The organism is Duganella lactea (assembly GCF_009857505.1).
GTDB classification, from domain to species: domain Bacteria; phylum Pseudomonadota; class Gammaproteobacteria; order Burkholderiales; family Burkholderiaceae_D; genus Rugamonas; species Rugamonas lactea.
Genome location: NZ_WWCP01000001.1, coordinates 445,727 through 458,624 on the forward strand (window position 1 = coordinate 445,727; position 12,898 = coordinate 458,624).

At 51.3% G+C, this 12,898-nt stretch carries 19 protein-coding genes; 10 read left to right on the forward strand and 9 right to left on the reverse strand.

Going from position 1 to position 12,898, the window contains the following annotated elements; all coding sequences use genetic code 11:
• The first annotated feature begins 122 nt into the window (after positions 1-122).
• The 5 genes from GTP44_RS02165 (at position 123) to GTP44_RS02185 (ending at position 3,555) form a co-directional block, all read left to right on the forward strand.
• Positions 123-929, forward strand: coding sequence for an SDR family NAD(P)-dependent oxidoreductase (locus tag GTP44_RS02165; protein WP_161018110.1), 807 nt, complete (start codon positions 123-125; stop codon positions 927-929).
• A 97-nt stretch (positions 930-1,026) separates the two neighbouring features.
• Positions 1,027-1,986: an enoyl-CoA hydratase/isomerase family protein gene (locus GTP44_RS02170; RefSeq protein WP_161018111.1), complete on the forward strand. Its 960-nt coding sequence runs from the start codon at positions 1,027-1,029 to the stop codon at positions 1,984-1,986.
• On the forward strand, positions 1,983-2,279 hold the full coding sequence (locus GTP44_RS02175; RefSeq protein WP_161018112.1) for a YciI family protein: 297 nt from the start codon (positions 1,983-1,985) through the stop codon (positions 2,277-2,279). Before GTP44_RS02170 ends, GTP44_RS02175 begins: the two co-directional genes overlap by 4 nt.
• Before the next feature lie 23 nt (positions 2,280-2,302).
• Positions 2,303-3,010, forward strand: coding sequence for an SDR family oxidoreductase (locus GTP44_RS02180; protein WP_161018113.1), 708 nt, complete (start codon positions 2,303-2,305; stop codon positions 3,008-3,010).
• 191 nt (positions 3,011-3,201) lie between these two features.
• Positions 3,202-3,555: a response regulator gene (locus GTP44_RS02185; protein WP_161018114.1), complete on the forward strand. Its 354-nt coding sequence runs from the start codon at positions 3,202-3,204 to the stop codon at positions 3,553-3,555.
• 85 nt (positions 3,556-3,640) lie between these two features.
• On the opposite strand, the gene GTP44_RS02190 is transcribed toward GTP44_RS02185, so the two are convergent.
• The 5 genes from GTP44_RS02190 to GTP44_RS02210 all read right to left on the reverse strand — a co-directional run bounded on the left by GTP44_RS02190 (position 3,641) and on the right by GTP44_RS02210 (position 6,725).
• Complete coding sequence (locus tag GTP44_RS02190) at positions 3,641-4,063, reverse strand: hypothetical protein (protein ID WP_161018115.1); 423 nt, start codon at positions 4,061-4,063, stop codon at positions 3,641-3,643.
• Between the two features lie 164 nt (positions 4,064-4,227).
• Complete coding sequence (locus GTP44_RS02195; protein ID WP_161018116.1) at positions 4,228-5,178, reverse strand: GSU2403 family nucleotidyltransferase fold protein; 951 nt, start codon at positions 5,176-5,178, stop codon at positions 4,228-4,230.
• Positions 5,179-5,328: 150 nt separating this feature from the next.
• Positions 5,329-5,520, reverse strand: a complete 192-nt coding sequence (locus GTP44_RS02200; RefSeq protein WP_161018117.1) for a hypothetical protein — start codon at positions 5,518-5,520, stop codon at positions 5,329-5,331.
• A 41-nt stretch (positions 5,521-5,561) separates the two neighbouring features.
• On the reverse strand, positions 5,562-6,032 hold the full coding sequence (cynS, locus tag GTP44_RS02205) for a cyanase (RefSeq protein ID WP_161018118.1): 471 nt from the start codon (positions 6,030-6,032) through the stop codon (positions 5,562-5,564).
• Positions 6,033-6,062: 30 nt separating this feature from the next.
• Positions 6,063-6,725: a carbonic anhydrase gene (locus GTP44_RS02210; protein ID WP_161018119.1), complete on the reverse strand. Its 663-nt coding sequence runs from the start codon at positions 6,723-6,725 to the stop codon at positions 6,063-6,065.
• A 123-nt stretch (positions 6,726-6,848) separates the two neighbouring features.
• Between GTP44_RS02210 and cynR the strand changes: the two genes are divergently transcribed.
• Positions 6,849-7,730: a transcriptional regulator CynR gene (gene cynR / locus GTP44_RS02215; protein ID WP_161018120.1), complete on the forward strand. Its 882-nt coding sequence runs from the start codon at positions 6,849-6,851 to the stop codon at positions 7,728-7,730.
• A gap of 9 nt (positions 7,731-7,739) precedes the next feature.
• On the opposite strand, the gene GTP44_RS02220 is transcribed toward cynR, so the two are convergent.
• Positions 7,740-8,372 carry a hypothetical protein gene (locus GTP44_RS02220; protein WP_161018121.1) on the reverse strand — a complete coding sequence of 211 codons (633 nt, stop codon included), beginning with the start codon at positions 8,370-8,372 and terminating at the stop codon, positions 7,740-7,742.
• Between the two features lie 505 nt (positions 8,373-8,877).
• Between GTP44_RS02220 and GTP44_RS02225 the strand changes: the two genes are divergently transcribed.
• From GTP44_RS02225 to GTP44_RS27105, 3 genes are all read left to right on the forward strand, one after another.
• The gene (locus GTP44_RS02225) at positions 8,878-9,348 is read left to right on the forward strand and encodes a nuclear transport factor 2 family protein (protein ID WP_161018122.1); all 471 of its coding nucleotides are present in this window, start codon (positions 8,878-8,880) and stop codon (positions 9,346-9,348) included.
• A gap of 9 nt (positions 9,349-9,357) precedes the next feature.
• On the forward strand, positions 9,358-9,918 hold the full coding sequence (locus GTP44_RS02230) for a TetR/AcrR family transcriptional regulator (RefSeq protein ID WP_161018123.1): 561 nt from the start codon (positions 9,358-9,360) through the stop codon (positions 9,916-9,918).
• An 82-nt stretch (positions 9,919-10,000) separates the two neighbouring features.
• Positions 10,001-10,174: a hypothetical protein gene (locus GTP44_RS27105; protein ID WP_175048163.1), complete on the forward strand. Its 174-nt coding sequence runs from the start codon at positions 10,001-10,003 to the stop codon at positions 10,172-10,174.
• 287 nt (positions 10,175-10,461) lie between these two features.
• Here the strand turns inward: GTP44_RS27105 and GTP44_RS02235 are convergent, their stop codons facing one another.
• From GTP44_RS02235 to GTP44_RS02245, 3 genes are all read right to left on the reverse strand, one after another.
• Positions 10,462-10,740, reverse strand: coding sequence for a hypothetical protein (locus tag GTP44_RS02235; protein ID WP_161018124.1), 279 nt, complete (start codon positions 10,738-10,740; stop codon positions 10,462-10,464).
• On the reverse strand, positions 10,737-11,174 hold the full coding sequence (locus tag GTP44_RS02240; protein WP_161018125.1) for a hypothetical protein: 438 nt from the start codon (positions 11,172-11,174) through the stop codon (positions 10,737-10,739). Before GTP44_RS02240 ends, GTP44_RS02235 begins: the two co-directional genes overlap by 4 nt.
• A gap of 76 nt (positions 11,175-11,250) precedes the next feature.
• Complete coding sequence (locus GTP44_RS02245; RefSeq protein ID WP_161018126.1) at positions 11,251-11,451, reverse strand: hypothetical protein; 201 nt, start codon at positions 11,449-11,451, stop codon at positions 11,251-11,253.
• Between the two features lie 357 nt (positions 11,452-11,808).
• Between GTP44_RS02245 and GTP44_RS02250 the strand changes: the two genes are divergently transcribed.
• Positions 11,809-12,894, forward strand: coding sequence for a hypothetical protein (locus tag GTP44_RS02250; protein ID WP_161018127.1), 1,086 nt, complete (start codon positions 11,809-11,811; stop codon positions 12,892-12,894).
• The last annotated feature ends 4 nt before the right edge of the window (positions 12,895-12,898 follow it).

Below are 12,898 nucleotides of genomic sequence, written 5' to 3' on the forward strand. Positions count from 1 at the left end.
TGCGCTAGTGAGGCTGGCGTGAATTGCAGGCAAAGTGACGGTAATGGTGAGGGCACAGGAATGACTGCCCTACGAATACTGCTACTACCAGCCACTTAACCTAACCAGTACGAGATAACACAATGAAAAAAACAGTATTAATTACGGGCGCGTCTTCCGGCTTTGGCCTACTGCTGGCCAACAAACTTCACAACGAAGGTTACACTGTGATTGGCACCTCCCGTCAACCCGAAAAGTATGCGCGCAGCATGCCCTTTAAGCTGCTGGCCCTGGATCTCGACGACGAGCGCTCGATTGAGTCGTTCACTCAAGAACTCTTCACACATGTCCGCCACCTCGACGTCCTAATCAACAACGCCGGTTATATGGTGACGGGCATCGCTGAGGAAACGCCACTTGAAGTTGGCCGCCAACAGTTCGAGACTAATTTCTGGGGCACGGTGAAGCTCACAAACGCTTTATTGCCGCATTTCCGCAAGCAGAAAGGTGGTCAGATCGTCACGGTCAGTTCGATCGCAGGTCTCATGGGGCCTCCAAATCTGTCTTATTACTCCGCCTCAAAACACGCGCTGGAGGGTTACTTCAAATCGCTGCGTTTTGAACTACACGACTTTAACATCAAGGTGAGCATGGTAGAGCCAGTCTGGTTTAAAACCAATCTCGCAGAGAATTCCGTGGCATCCACTGGGGTCAATATTGCGGACTACGACACCTACCGCAAACAGGTACGCGCTGCAACCCAGAAAGGCATCGATGAGGCTGAATCGCCGGATGCGGTTGTCAACACCATCAGCAAGATCATCGACACGAAAGAGCCGAAGTTCAGCAACCCGGTGGGCAAGATGACTGGAATGATTCTGTTCTTGCAGAGCTATGCACCCAAAATGTTCGAAGGCGCGATTCTCAAAAGCGTCAAGACCGCTACGTAGATCGCGCTATTTGCGGGCATAAATCTCCAGGTCGCTCAGCCCCCCCGCCGAGATGATCAGTATCCAAACAAACTCAAGAACTTAACAGGAAGTGCTTATGAACCAGATCAAACTCATCGTAGCTGCGATTTTTTCCGGCGTCTTGTCTTTCAACGTGGCCTACGCTCAAGACACCAATGCTGCTACTAGCGCGGCATCGCCTCAGGCAAAAAGTACGATCCGCGTGGAACGGCTGTCCGCGTCGGTCGCAAAGGTACATTTTTACAATGCGCCCATCAATTTTATTGTGCCCGAAACCATCGCAGCGGTGAACGATGCCGTGAAGGCGCTAAGCAAGGACGATCAGATCAAAGTAGTGATTTTTGTCAGTGATATGAAGGGCTATTTTTTCAATCACTTCGACACCACTCAGTTTCCTGCCTTCCTCGGTCAGCGTGGCACCGATAATCGACCGCTATGGGTGGAGCTCATTACCAACCTGTCCAATGCACCATTTGTCACCATCGCTTCAATACGCGGACGGACGCAGGGCGGCGGTAACGAGCTGACGTTGGCTTTCGACTTGCGTTACGCCAGCAAGGAGAAAGCGATCTTCGATCAGCCTGAGGTCGGCATCGGTTTGTTCCCCGGTGGTGGTGGTACGGATATGCTGACTCGATTGGCCGGTCGTGATCGTGCCTTGGAAGCGTTCTTGAGCGGCGACGATTACAGCGCAGAGTTGGCGGAGAAGTACGGCTGGGTTACTCGTGCAATTCCTGATGCACAACTAGATGGCTTTGTGGAGCGAATGGCATATCGCCTCGCATCGTTCGACAAGACCGCCCTGGTGGCAACCAAGCAGCGTATTAACGAGACCGTGTTCCCCAACGAGACCGAGCGGATGACCTCGTACACTACTTTCACAAAATCCCTGGCCTGGCCTGGGCTTCAGCAACGACTGCCCGTGTTCGGCAAGATGTACCAGGAAGTCGGACTTGAAAAGGTCGAAGGCAATATGGGCTATTACGTTGGTGAAGGAAACAAGCAGTTGCAAGCAAATGGAAAGGCTAAAAAATGAAATACTACCTCTGCAAATTCGTGCCGCCGAGAGATAACTTTCTCGCTACTATGTCCGCCGACGAACTGACGTGGATGAAACAACACGGCGACTTTCTCAACGACCTGCTCGCTAAGAATGTGATCGTCGCTCACGGTCCGGTGATCGATGGCACCGGTGGCTACGGCGTCTCGCTCTACCAGATTGCCGATGATGAAGATATCGCTTCTCTCACCTCGCAAGACCCGATCGTGAAAAACGGTGTGGGTCACTATGAACACTATGTGATGCTGCATTTGGCGTCGCGTCATTAACCTAACTAAGGAGAGTCACTACCATGAAAATTGAAGGTGCGATCGCCCTCGTAACCGGCGCTAATCGCGGACTGGGTGCAGCATTTGTACGTGCGTTGCTGGCCGCTGGCGCAGCAAAAGTCTACGCCGCTGCACGCACCCCATCGGAAGTCACTGCACCGGGTGCAATTCCCGTGCTTCTAGATGTTATCCGCCCCGACCAGATTGATGCACTCGTCCGCGAACTGGGTGACGTTAATCTGCTGATCAACAACGCCGGGATCGGTGGGACTGGCCCGGTGCTGGACACCACGTCCATTGACGCGCTACGCCAGCAGTTTGAAGTTAATGCGGTAGGCCCGCTGCGTATGGCGCAGGCTTTCGCACCGACCCTGGCCACAAGCAGTCAAAGTGCAATCATTAATGTGATCTCGGCCCTCAGCTGGGCCACACTGCCGGGTGTGACGGGCACCTACAGCGCTTCCAAATCGGCAGCCTGGGCGCTAAGCAACGCGATGCGACAGGAATTGAAGGCACAGGGTACAGAAGTGCTTTCCCTGCACGTCGCTTTCATGGACACTGATATGGCACGTGGTGTTCCTGGAGACAAAGCTTCTCCCGACGATGTTGCACAGATGACGCTCGCCGCACTGGTTGCAGGCCAATCCGAAATCTTGGCCGATGACGTTACCCGCAGTGTACATGCCGGTCTGACGGCTACACCTCCACTCTATCTCGGCATGCTGGGTTAGTAGTACGAGGCAGCGGCATTGATGTTAGAAGGATGCCGCTGCATTTGGCATACGTTCACTTGAATGGTGCTACCTGGCATTGCTCTTTGTGCTAGCGTAACTGCACTAGCTAACGAAAAACGCTCGTTGACCCGGTATGATCAACAACGCCATCCTTGGCCCATAGCATTGAACTAAAATGGGGATGCCGTATGAGTTGCCGCGTGCTAATTGTGGACGATAATGAAGATGCGGCTGATATGCTTGCACTGCTTTTGCGGACTTTAGGATATATCACTGCGGTTGCATATAATGGAGTAGCGGCCTTAGCCGAATTAGACTCCTTCCAGCCGAACGTGATCTTATTGGACATGAACATGCCTGTCCTAAATGGCTATGACACTGCATTAGCGGTGAGGGCGCGACCGGATGGGAAATCATTCCATATCATCGCTTTAACAGCGTATGATGATCCCGCTGCCATAGAGAGAATGGTTAAGGCTGGCTGTGACGCAAGGATAACTAAGCCAGCGCCTACTGAAAAACTCCTGGCCTTGTTCCCGTGACTTCTCCACTACTCACTCTTCTTAAATATTACTCTCACAATTTGCCCATGCCATTCAGGATGGAGAATTCGCTGGCATTGGCTCATTAAGCGAAGTGGGTTCCCCTCTCATTTCTTGCTGCCGCTAGAACTGCCTCCCGATCTTCAAGTGCATGCATCGGTGCGACGGAAACGATTTTCCCATCAACTATTTTTTCTATCCAGCCGTTCTTAAAGATGAACCACGCCGCAATCGCAATCGAGTCGTCCTTCGCTAAAAGTGCGAGGATGTCTTTGATAACTAGCACAGGTTTCATCGTCTCATCGAACTGAAATCTTGGATAGAGTTTTCCGTCCTCACTAGGAATGCTAAAAATTCTTTGCTCGGTTTCCCACTGCACTATTGCTTCTTCCGCCCAAGGCTGACCGATGCGTTCAACCAGTGCATCATGCGTAAGCCATTCGCACATGTTCAGCATTTTCTTGATCGTACGCTCTCGCGCTGCGCGGTAGTCTTCATCGTTACACATAACTGAATTTAGTTTCGTTGATTGGGTTGGAAGATGACGCAAGCGACCGTATTCGTCAACGGAAGTTTGGTGCCGTCGTTAGAGCGATGTGTGCCACTGCTAGAGAAGGATGATGGCAAGACAGCATGAGGGTACGTGAGGGTCGGGTGTATAGTCGATGATGCTTAGTCTAAGCGGTATTGGGGCAGGTATTGAGCGATGAGGTCTGTGAGTAGGGCAGCTAGCACCGCATAGTGATGGCGATCTGATGTATCGAGGCCGTCGTGCTCCGACATCCATTTCCAATAAAGTGCAAAGGCGCGAGGATCCAGAGTGGTCATCTGGCTCATTGCCCCTTTTTTGTTAATCACGGTGGATTGAAAAATAGGGGCGCGGAGTAGCCAGCTTAAATTTTTGTCAGCGATGGCCCAAAAGTCGTTGTCATGTTCGCTTCGGGAGTGGCGATCGCTTGCTGAGCGTGTTTGTCGCAACAGCTTAACTTGGTAGCCATTAGAGTTCACCGCAGTATGGAACTCCGTTGAATTCCGCAATTTGAAGGACTTATCGATTTTCGTCAATATGCTTAGGAGACCAGACGGGAGAAGGTCGCGTGGTGCCGTTAGAGTGAGCTGGGTACAGTCATTCCATATAACGCCAGTCTGACGTGCAGGCGATGCGTACTCGATACGGACACCGGCACCGGTCTCGTAGCAGAACAGCGCATTGGGATCGACGACCACTATGTTGTCGCTGATTCCGGCTAGGTAGAAACCGTTGAGGACGTCAACAAGCATCGAATCCGCTCTGGCGATGTTCTGAGCGCGGTTAAGCCTAGCGTGGACTTGCATCTTCCGCCTGAGCGCTGCAAGACGTTCCAATACGATTGCCTTTCGGCGATGAAATTCCAGATGCACGGCCTCGGTCTTAGCAGATCTTGGACCGAGACTTGTCTGTGAACCACGGGTGGATACCTGGATCAGATACTCACGCTTATTTTGAACGCGCCAGGCTAAACTCCCGGTCAGCTTTAGAGCTTCTTGCTCAGCTGCGCGGGTCGCAGCCAGTGCATCTCGCGCATTGATGTACTGGCGGCGTGAGTCGCCATCGAGGGGCACAAATTCGTATGAGTTGGCCATACCGAATTTCCAAGGTAAGTGATTGATTTTATTTGATTTTCACAAAATTTCGCATTAGTTTAGATTTTTTTGTGAAAATCTTTAAAAATCATATACTTAATTGGATATTCCGACTCAAGTAACGTACGCATTTACCGCCGTGAACTAGTTCTACTCGTAAGCGGACTTGTGGCTCATGATAAAGGCCCAGCCAGCGGCGATTCCTGTAGTCTCACCGTAAGACATTGGATAGCCATCCAGGCTGACTAGCCAGCCCTCAGCCGCCCGCAAAAAAGTCAGGCGCTGCGCTTTGATTAACTGCTCGCACCACTCGACCATGTGAGCTTTTTCATGAGTATTCATCGCAGCGCTTTCCGTAAGATGACAGACTGTGTTTCTGGAATTTAGTACGGCTTATTCGGCAAGAACTTGCCGTCCAGGGTGATGACGGCGCGGGAGCCGCCTTCTGGATCATCGACCTTCTTGATGTCCAGTTTGAAGTTGATGGCACTAATGATGCCGTCGCCGAACTGCTCGTGAACTAGTGCCTTCAACGTGGTGCCATAGATTTGCACCATTTCGTAGAAGCGGTAAACGGTGGGGTCGGTTGGAACGCCGCCAGGGATGCTGCCGCGCAGAGGAATTGCTTGCAGCTGCTTTGCGTCTCCAGCGTCGAGGCCCAGCCGTTCAGCGACCAGTTCAGCCGCTTCCTTCGGCAAGGCGTGCTGTCCAAGCAGGGCTGCGGTGACATAGGCCACGCGCAGACCGGTGCCTTCCGCCAGTTGAGCGAAGCTCAGGTCCTTAATTGCCTTTGCGGCGATAGCGCGGGCAGTGAGTTCGATACGAGCGTCTTGAGTTACATTGCTTTGGATCATGATCGGTTTCCTTTCAGGGGGACGGGGGAGTTAAGCTGCTTGCTGCTGCGGGTATGATTCGACAGCCACAGCGTCAGGGTGCTTGGCCAGATTTACGAAAGTATTGCGCTTGCCGTCTAGCGCGTTGATTTCGCCGGTCTCGATGTCATACACCCAGCCGTGCAGGCTGACCTTGCCTTGTTCCAAGGCCAAAGCAACGGTCGGGTGGGTGCGGATGTTAGTCAATTGGGCCACCACATTGGCGTAGACCATTGAGCTGACCTTTGCTTCAGGCGTTTCATGCGTGTGCGCTTCGTTCACGACCTTTGCGGAGTCGGCATGACGCAGCCAGCTTGCCACTGCTGGCAAGTGGTCCAGGCATTTATGCTTGGCGATTGCCGTCATCGCACCGCAGTCGCTGTGTCCGCACACCACGATATCAGTCACATCGAGGACACCTACCGCGTATTCAACGCTGGCAGTCACGCCGCCTGGTTCCGAGCTGTACGACGGCACGATGTTGCCAGCGTTGCGGATCACGAATACGTCGCCTGGCTGCTGCTGCGTCATTAGTTCGGGGACGACCCGACTATCCGAGCAAGTGATGAACAGAGCGTTGGGATTTTGGCTGGTCGCCAGCTTTTTGAAGAGGTTCGACATTTCAGGGAAAACCTCTGCCTGGAACTTCATCGCGCCTTCGATAAACTGTTTCATTTAAGTCGCCTCACTGGTTTCGATGGAGTGATCTTCGGCTTTTTGGACTATTACGTCCAAGACCGGTTTCGGATAGACTCAATAGGATTTACCAATACCTGGCACGACAATCGAACCATCAAAATGCAACTTCGACATATCCGCTACCTACTTGCTGTCGCTGAACACGGCAACTTCACTCGTGCCGCCGAGGCTCTTCATGTTTCGCAGCCGACGCTGTCGCAACAAATCATCCAGCTTGAAGAATCACTCGGAGTAGCATTGCTTGATCGAAGTGGTCGTACAGTTAAAGTGACGGATGTAGGATGCGTGTACATTGAGCATGCACGAAAGGCACTCCTTGAACTGGCGTCAGGGCGACGAGCTATTTTGGATGTGCAAGACCTTGGGCGGGGCGAACTGCGGTTAGCGACGACGCCGACCTTCACCGCCTACTTGGTTGGCCCTCTGTTGGCTGCGTTTAATGCCAAGTATCCAGGTATCATAGTGCGGTTAAAGGAAATGTCCCTTGACACAATCGCTGCCGCCGTCGCAGCGGACGAAGTCGACTTGGGTATCGCATTCAGTATTTCGCGGTCAGCCGATGACATTGAGTGCGAGCCTCTGCTGGTAGAACGACTGAGCGTGGTGGTGGGCAGCAACCATCGCTTTGCTTCACGCAAGCGCAGTATCACGCCTCAAATGCTGGCCACAGAGAGGCTTGGTGTATTGAGTCCTGATTTTGCAACTCGCGACCACGTTGATGACTATTTGAGATTGCATGCGGTTGCTCCCGCCATCGCGATTGAAGCAAACACAATCAGCGCTTTAATCGAAGTGATCAAGCATAGTAGCTTGGTAACCATTCTTCCCGAAGCGATCGGAAGGCAGCATGCTGGCCTATGCAATATCTCGATATCGCCAGCACCAAAATCTCGAACGGCAGCATTGCTTCGCCGTCGAGATGCGTACCAGTCAGCTGCTGCAATGGCCTTTGCGAAATTGTGCAAAGAAACTTGTGAATGATTGTGTGTACTAGCTCAGACCAATTTTCAAGCTGTTGTTGAGCACCCGCTCCAAGTCATCCCGAAATTCTTCAGCGTTTGTGTACAGACCGGCATCTTGGAAGTGATGCTGACCGTCATAGCGAGGTCCTTTAATGATAGGTCCGCCTAAGCCACCAGATGCAAAACTTCTAATGAATATTTGGGAGTCCTTGCCTTCTACATGTTCGATGAGCTTGTTTCTGACGTCCCGAACTCCTTTACATTCGAACCCTGAAAGACCAAGAACTCCTGCCTTGGGGTTTTGCAGAATTTGGCGCGTACGAAAGGCAAAGTAGTAGAAGGTTTCTGTGAACAATTGCAGCTCGAAGGACGCCTTCGACATTTCCTGCTTTTCGTCCTCAGTAATATCTATGTTAATGGCGGCCATTGAAGGTTCTCGACATTGTTCGACCGCAGCCTTCTGCTCAGCTTCATAGGACTCCATGAATTTTCGGCGTGGTAAACCTACCAAGTGTTCCAGCTCTCGCGCTCGTTCTACGATGTAGTCCAACTGCTGCAAGCGTTCGCGAACCTCCATTGCGAGATCACGGTTAAAGCCGGGCTGCTCGGCATCCATTTTGCGGTAATACTCATCAAATAATGCAATTGTTCCTTTAAACATTGCGGATCACCATCTTTCATTATTGGGGCTTTAGTGAGCCAGGAAAGCATGTACCGTCCCTAGTCCACTGCTTTCCCTTGGAGGCTTGGTTCTTCTAACAGTTTCTAATAGATGAAGTTAGAGCTAGTGCAATATGGAAGGTGCGAGCGCGCCATCGGTTTTTCCTGCAACGGGTGATTCGATCATTTACTTCCATCCTTAATCTCCTGAACCACAGAGCAAATCCTTACTGCGTGGGCAATTTTACCTCCGTCGATTTCTAATTGGCATTTTCCCAGCTGACTGGCGCTAAATCGCCCTTTGTGTAGAGCTATTGCGTCGGCGAGCTGCTGAGCATCAATGTCGCATCGCTCACACTCCATCAAAAGTATCAAGGCCATCCTGTTCTGATGGCATAGATACCGTTCGTCCCGAAAAAAAGCTTGCAAAAGGAAATTAAGCGGCCTATAGTCTCTGTACTGATCGGTACATTGTGTTCCGATCAGTACAAAAAAGGAGAAATAACATGTCTATCCGTCCACCACTGCCACCTTTTACCCGTGAAACCGCAATCGAAAAAGTCCGCCTGGCCGAGAACGGCTGGAACACCCGTGACCCCGAAAAAGTCGCACTCGCTTATACCGAAAATAGCTGGTGGCGCAATCGTGCCGAGTTCGTTCAAGGCCGCGAAGCCCTCACCGCGCTGCTGAAGCGCAAGTGGACCCGTGAGTTGGACTACCGGCTGATTAAAGAGCTGTGGGCCTTTGACGGTGCGCGCATCGCCGTGCGCTTCGCTTACGAATATCATGACGACTCCGGCCAGTGGTATCGTGCGTACGGCAATGAAAACTGGGAATTCGACGAGAACGGCCTGATGCATCATCGCCACGCTTGCATCAACGAGCATCCGATCAAGCCTGAAGAGCGCAAGTTCCTGTGGGACAATAGCGGCCCACGCCCAGCCGATTATCCTGAGCTGAGCAGTTTCGGTTTTTAAGGAAAATGAATGGCTAGAGTAATTGCTGAACGGGAGGATGTGATCCCGATGCTAGGAGAAATATTCCGAACCTATGGTTTCGAGGGGGCGAGCTTGGCTCGCATCAGCGAAGGCACCAAATTAGGCAAGGGCAGCATCTATCACTTCTTCCCAGGCGGCAAAGAGGAAATGGCTGAGGCCGTGCTGGCCCAGGTAGATGAGTGGTTCAAACACCATGTTTTTGAACCGCTGGTTGAGCGTGCGGATGCCGTAGAAGGTATCAGAGCAATGTTCGACGACGTGGGCCGCTACTTCCTCTCGGGTCGTCGCGTCTGCTTGGTCGGCGTCTTCGCGCTTGGTAGCGAGCGTGACCGCTTTGCAGATCGCGTCCGTGATTACTTTGCGGCCTGGATTGAGGCACTTGCAGCCGCCTTGGTGCGGACTGGGCGCGGAGAGCAAGAAGCCAATGCACTTGCTAAGGAAGTTGTAGGTGGTATTCAAGGTGCCTTGGTTTTAGCCAGGGCGTTAGACCAAACAGAAGTTTTTACTGATACGTTGAGTAGCCTTCGAGATCGCCTGTTGGCTGTTTAGTCCAGCAGCAAATGCGTGACAGCAAACTAAGCATCAGCTGCCATTTTCTTTCGCTGACTACTCGATCTTTGAAAGGACTGAGATGACCAATAAGCCCAATACGCCGCCGCCGGACAAAAAGCCCGCCAACGCCGAACCTCCGCTCAAAGGCCAAGACCACGACGACATCGCACTCGACGAAGCGCTGAGAGAGAGCTTCCCGTCAAGCGATCCAATCGCCATCAGCATCGAACCGCTCGCCGATAAACCACATTAGTGTAGTGCCTCATCCCCTAGTAACACTCAAGCGCCTTTCGCAGTATAGCGAGAGAGTTCTTCCAAGCGGCCAAATCTCCATTTGCCTCCACTAGCTGTTGGAGGCTTTGATCGTTTGCCTTGACGATATCCGGGAATGATTGCAACTCGTCTGCGCTTATGGATGTTGAGAAGATCGTATACGAGTCCTTCTGCCTGTTCACTTGTGGTGCCTCGTCAGATCGGCCCGCAAGCTCGCGTTCTTCAGTCAAGTGGTTGGTCCTCTCTCAGTGTCTTTAATGAGATCAATCAATCCTCGGATTGCTCAAGTAGTCGTAGACGTTGATAGATGGCGATCTTCTGACCGTTAAGGGGCGCACGGCTGGCATCCTCGTGCCAATCCAACATTACGACCTCTGACACGGTCACCCCCTTACTCCATAGCAGGTCAGCTAGACAGACGGCGTCCTTATGCGACAGGCGCACATTGCCTGGAAGCTCGGCAACCAGTTCGTCATCATTAAGAAAAATTTTCGCATTCACAGGAAAATCCATTGAGCTTGGTGCCAAATAATACGTGGAAGTCATGGTCGGCTGGCCGTGATGGACAAGGAGCAGGTGTTGGTTACATCCAGCTTAGCGCATGCAGCTGGTCTGCGAATCGGTAGCCAATCTTCACACACCTCGATCGCAAGGGCGTAGCGTTCTCTCTGAACATCCATAGGCGCGTCAAATGAGCCTAAAGTCAGCTGCCGAACCCTCTTGATGACCTCTTGGATCGTCATTTCGTAGATCTGCGTGGGATCGCTCGGATCGGTCACTACGGGACGGCTGACCATCAAATGCTGGCGTTGGCAAATCTCCCAGCGCCCTTCATCATCTTCACGCCATATGCAATAAACGCCGTTTCTAACGCCTTCCCAGCAATGGTCTTCCCCTAATTCTGGCGTCGATACAAACATGACTTTCCCGCCAGAGTAAGTTTGGACTAAGTCCGCCCAGGCCAGCTTCGCTTCGTCCATTACGCAATCATCAGTGTCGATAAGAAAGTGTGCATTGAACTCATAGCCAGCGCAAGGCGAACTCATGGGAATGCTATTAGGAGTTGTTCAGGCGGAACACCCCACATTTTTCGCCCATTCGGTACGTACAGTTCGACCCATTGGAGCATTCATACTCGTGCTGGGTAAAAACTTGGTCGCTACCGATACCTGCGTCGATTCGGAACGTTTGACGGGTGACCGTGATGCGCTTCTGTGCCGTTGCGCAATGATGGTTCGAGGTCTTGAACTGATTCATACATGCTCCTTGATAAAACAAGAAGCATGGCGTCACGACTACGCCGTTAGCAAATGCTGTCGTCTGTATGACGCTGAGACTTCGTCATTGTATAGTTAATAATGTTTTGGCGACATTGTAAGGCTGGCCAAGTCTGACCCGTCGATACCCGAAGTCATTTTTCCAATGCTGGTGGCCGCAGGGCAGCTGGCCTCGAAATTCGCTATGAGATCTCCTATGCTGATCTCGCGGCCTGCTTCGATTACCTCGGCTTGGTCTCCCGCGAAAACGCTTAGCATTCGTTTTATGTTGCCGCAAAATTCATGCTACATTGCCACATGGCAACCCCCCTCCTGTGCTTACTTCAATAGGACTACGATGGACGCAAGCTCACCGGTCGTGATAACGACAGAGAAATTTACATTTGGAACTGCTGCTAAGGACTTGGTAGCGTTGAAAAATCAGTTGGATGGGTTGGATCGCAATCCATTGGGGGCAGTTCTGGCTCGCCACCTGTTCCCTGACTTCATGGGGAACTCCACAATTGCACCGTTCACCTTTGCGGATTTTGTGCTTCCATTTTTTAACTCTCAGCGTGCTTCTTTTGAGAGTAAAAAGGGCTACAAAGCATTGGTAGCAACTTCAATGGTGGTCGGTGAAAGTTGGAGGTGGCGACCAAGCAGCTTGGATGAAGATGAAAAAGAGCATGTCATAAAAAAGGCATTTGAAGACTTTGAAAAGTCAGATGCTTCACGCGCACAAGGCGAGTGTGCGAGTTACTCCTACATAAAACCATTAGGAATTGTGTTAGCCCACGAGGGGAAAAATAGGGTTGCACTATTCAGGGAAAAAGATCTTCCTTATATCCCTGCAATTGTTCATGATGAAGGCTATCCTGAGGCTGAGCGCATAAAGATCTTTGAGATTGGTAGTGAATGTTTTGCAGTTTTAGATGACTCGTTGGTCGAGAAAGTAAACGGTGCATATTTAGCTAAGCCGCTTCTGGCCAAATACGGAATAAAGTTTGAAAATAAATGGCCTAACAACTATCCAAAGTTAGAGCGGGTTAGAAAAGCATTTGCTGAAGATAGAGTGATTAAACCTTATGGCACGCCTGTGGTTGATTTTTCTCCTCTGCGATTAGATGAGGAGGTTGAAAACACATATGTTGATGTCTCCATTCTTGATATAAATGGAATTATTCTTCCGAGCTGGAAATTGTGGGCAGGAGGTTGCTGTTTATGGTTTGCACTACTAGCTAGCGCTAAATTTGCAGTTGTATTCCCAATTTTGGAGTACGTACTTACCTTTTCACTTGGCGCACTTAGCGTTGCACTTTTCGTTCCAATTATGCCTATACTGAAATGTAAGGTGAAGTTGCTGAAGGAGCGGCCATATTGGCATCACCGATTTGAAGTTCGAAGACAGATTGAGAGCAAGAAAGACGGGCAGGACCACTCGTAGTCCA

Excerpts from the sequence above, each read along its gene's own strand:
- GTP44_RS02245 (WP_161018126.1), bottom strand. The coding sequence starts at position 11,451 with ATGAATCAGTTCAAGACCTCGAACCATCATTGCGCAACGGCACAGAAG.
- GTP44_RS02200 (WP_161018117.1), bottom strand. The coding sequence starts at position 5,520 with ATGAATACTCATGAAAAAGCTCACATGGTCGAGTGGTGCGAGCAGTTA.
- GTP44_RS02190 (WP_161018115.1), bottom strand. The coding sequence starts at position 4,063 with ATGTGTAACGATGAAGACTACCGCGCAGCGCGAGAGCGTACGATCAAG.
- GTP44_RS02220 (WP_161018121.1), bottom strand. The coding sequence starts at position 8,372 with ATGTTTAAAGGAACAATTGCATTATTTGATGAGTATTACCGCAAAATG.
- GTP44_RS02240 (WP_161018125.1), bottom strand. The coding sequence starts at position 11,174 with ATGGACGAAGCGAAGCTGGCCTGGGCGGACTTAGTCCAAACTTACTCT.
- cynR (WP_161018120.1), top strand. The coding sequence starts at position 6,849 with ATGCAACTTCGACATATCCGCTACCTACTTGCTGTCGCTGAACACGGC.
- GTP44_RS02210 (WP_161018119.1), bottom strand. The coding sequence starts at position 6,725 with ATGAAACAGTTTATCGAAGGCGCGATGAAGTTCCAGGCAGAGGTTTTC.
- cynS (WP_161018118.1), bottom strand. The coding sequence starts at position 6,032 with ATGATCCAAAGCAATGTAACTCAAGACGCTCGTATCGAACTCACTGCC.
- GTP44_RS02250 (WP_161018127.1), top strand. The coding sequence starts at position 11,809 with ATGGACGCAAGCTCACCGGTCGTGATAACGACAGAGAAATTTACATTT.
- GTP44_RS02235 (WP_161018124.1), bottom strand. The coding sequence starts at position 10,740 with ATGACTTCCACGTATTATTTGGCACCAAGCTCAATGGATTTTCCTGTG.
- GTP44_RS02185 (WP_161018114.1), top strand. The coding sequence starts at position 3,202 with ATGAGTTGCCGCGTGCTAATTGTGGACGATAATGAAGATGCGGCTGAT.
- GTP44_RS02170 (WP_161018111.1), top strand. The coding sequence starts at position 1,027 with ATGAACCAGATCAAACTCATCGTAGCTGCGATTTTTTCCGGCGTCTTG.
- GTP44_RS02195 (WP_161018116.1), bottom strand. The coding sequence starts at position 5,178 with ATGGCCAACTCATACGAATTTGTGCCCCTCGATGGCGACTCACGCCGC.
- GTP44_RS02230 (WP_161018123.1), top strand. The coding sequence starts at position 9,358 with ATGGCTAGAGTAATTGCTGAACGGGAGGATGTGATCCCGATGCTAGGA.
- GTP44_RS02175 (WP_161018112.1), top strand. The coding sequence starts at position 1,983 with ATGAAATACTACCTCTGCAAATTCGTGCCGCCGAGAGATAACTTTCTC.
- GTP44_RS27105 (WP_175048163.1), top strand. The coding sequence starts at position 10,001 with ATGACCAATAAGCCCAATACGCCGCCGCCGGACAAAAAGCCCGCCAAC.
- GTP44_RS02180 (WP_161018113.1), top strand. The coding sequence starts at position 2,303 with ATGAAAATTGAAGGTGCGATCGCCCTCGTAACCGGCGCTAATCGCGGA.
- GTP44_RS02165 (WP_161018110.1), top strand. The coding sequence starts at position 123 with ATGAAAAAAACAGTATTAATTACGGGCGCGTCTTCCGGCTTTGGCCTA.
- GTP44_RS02225 (WP_161018122.1), top strand. The coding sequence starts at position 8,878 with ATGTCTATCCGTCCACCACTGCCACCTTTTACCCGTGAAACCGCAATC.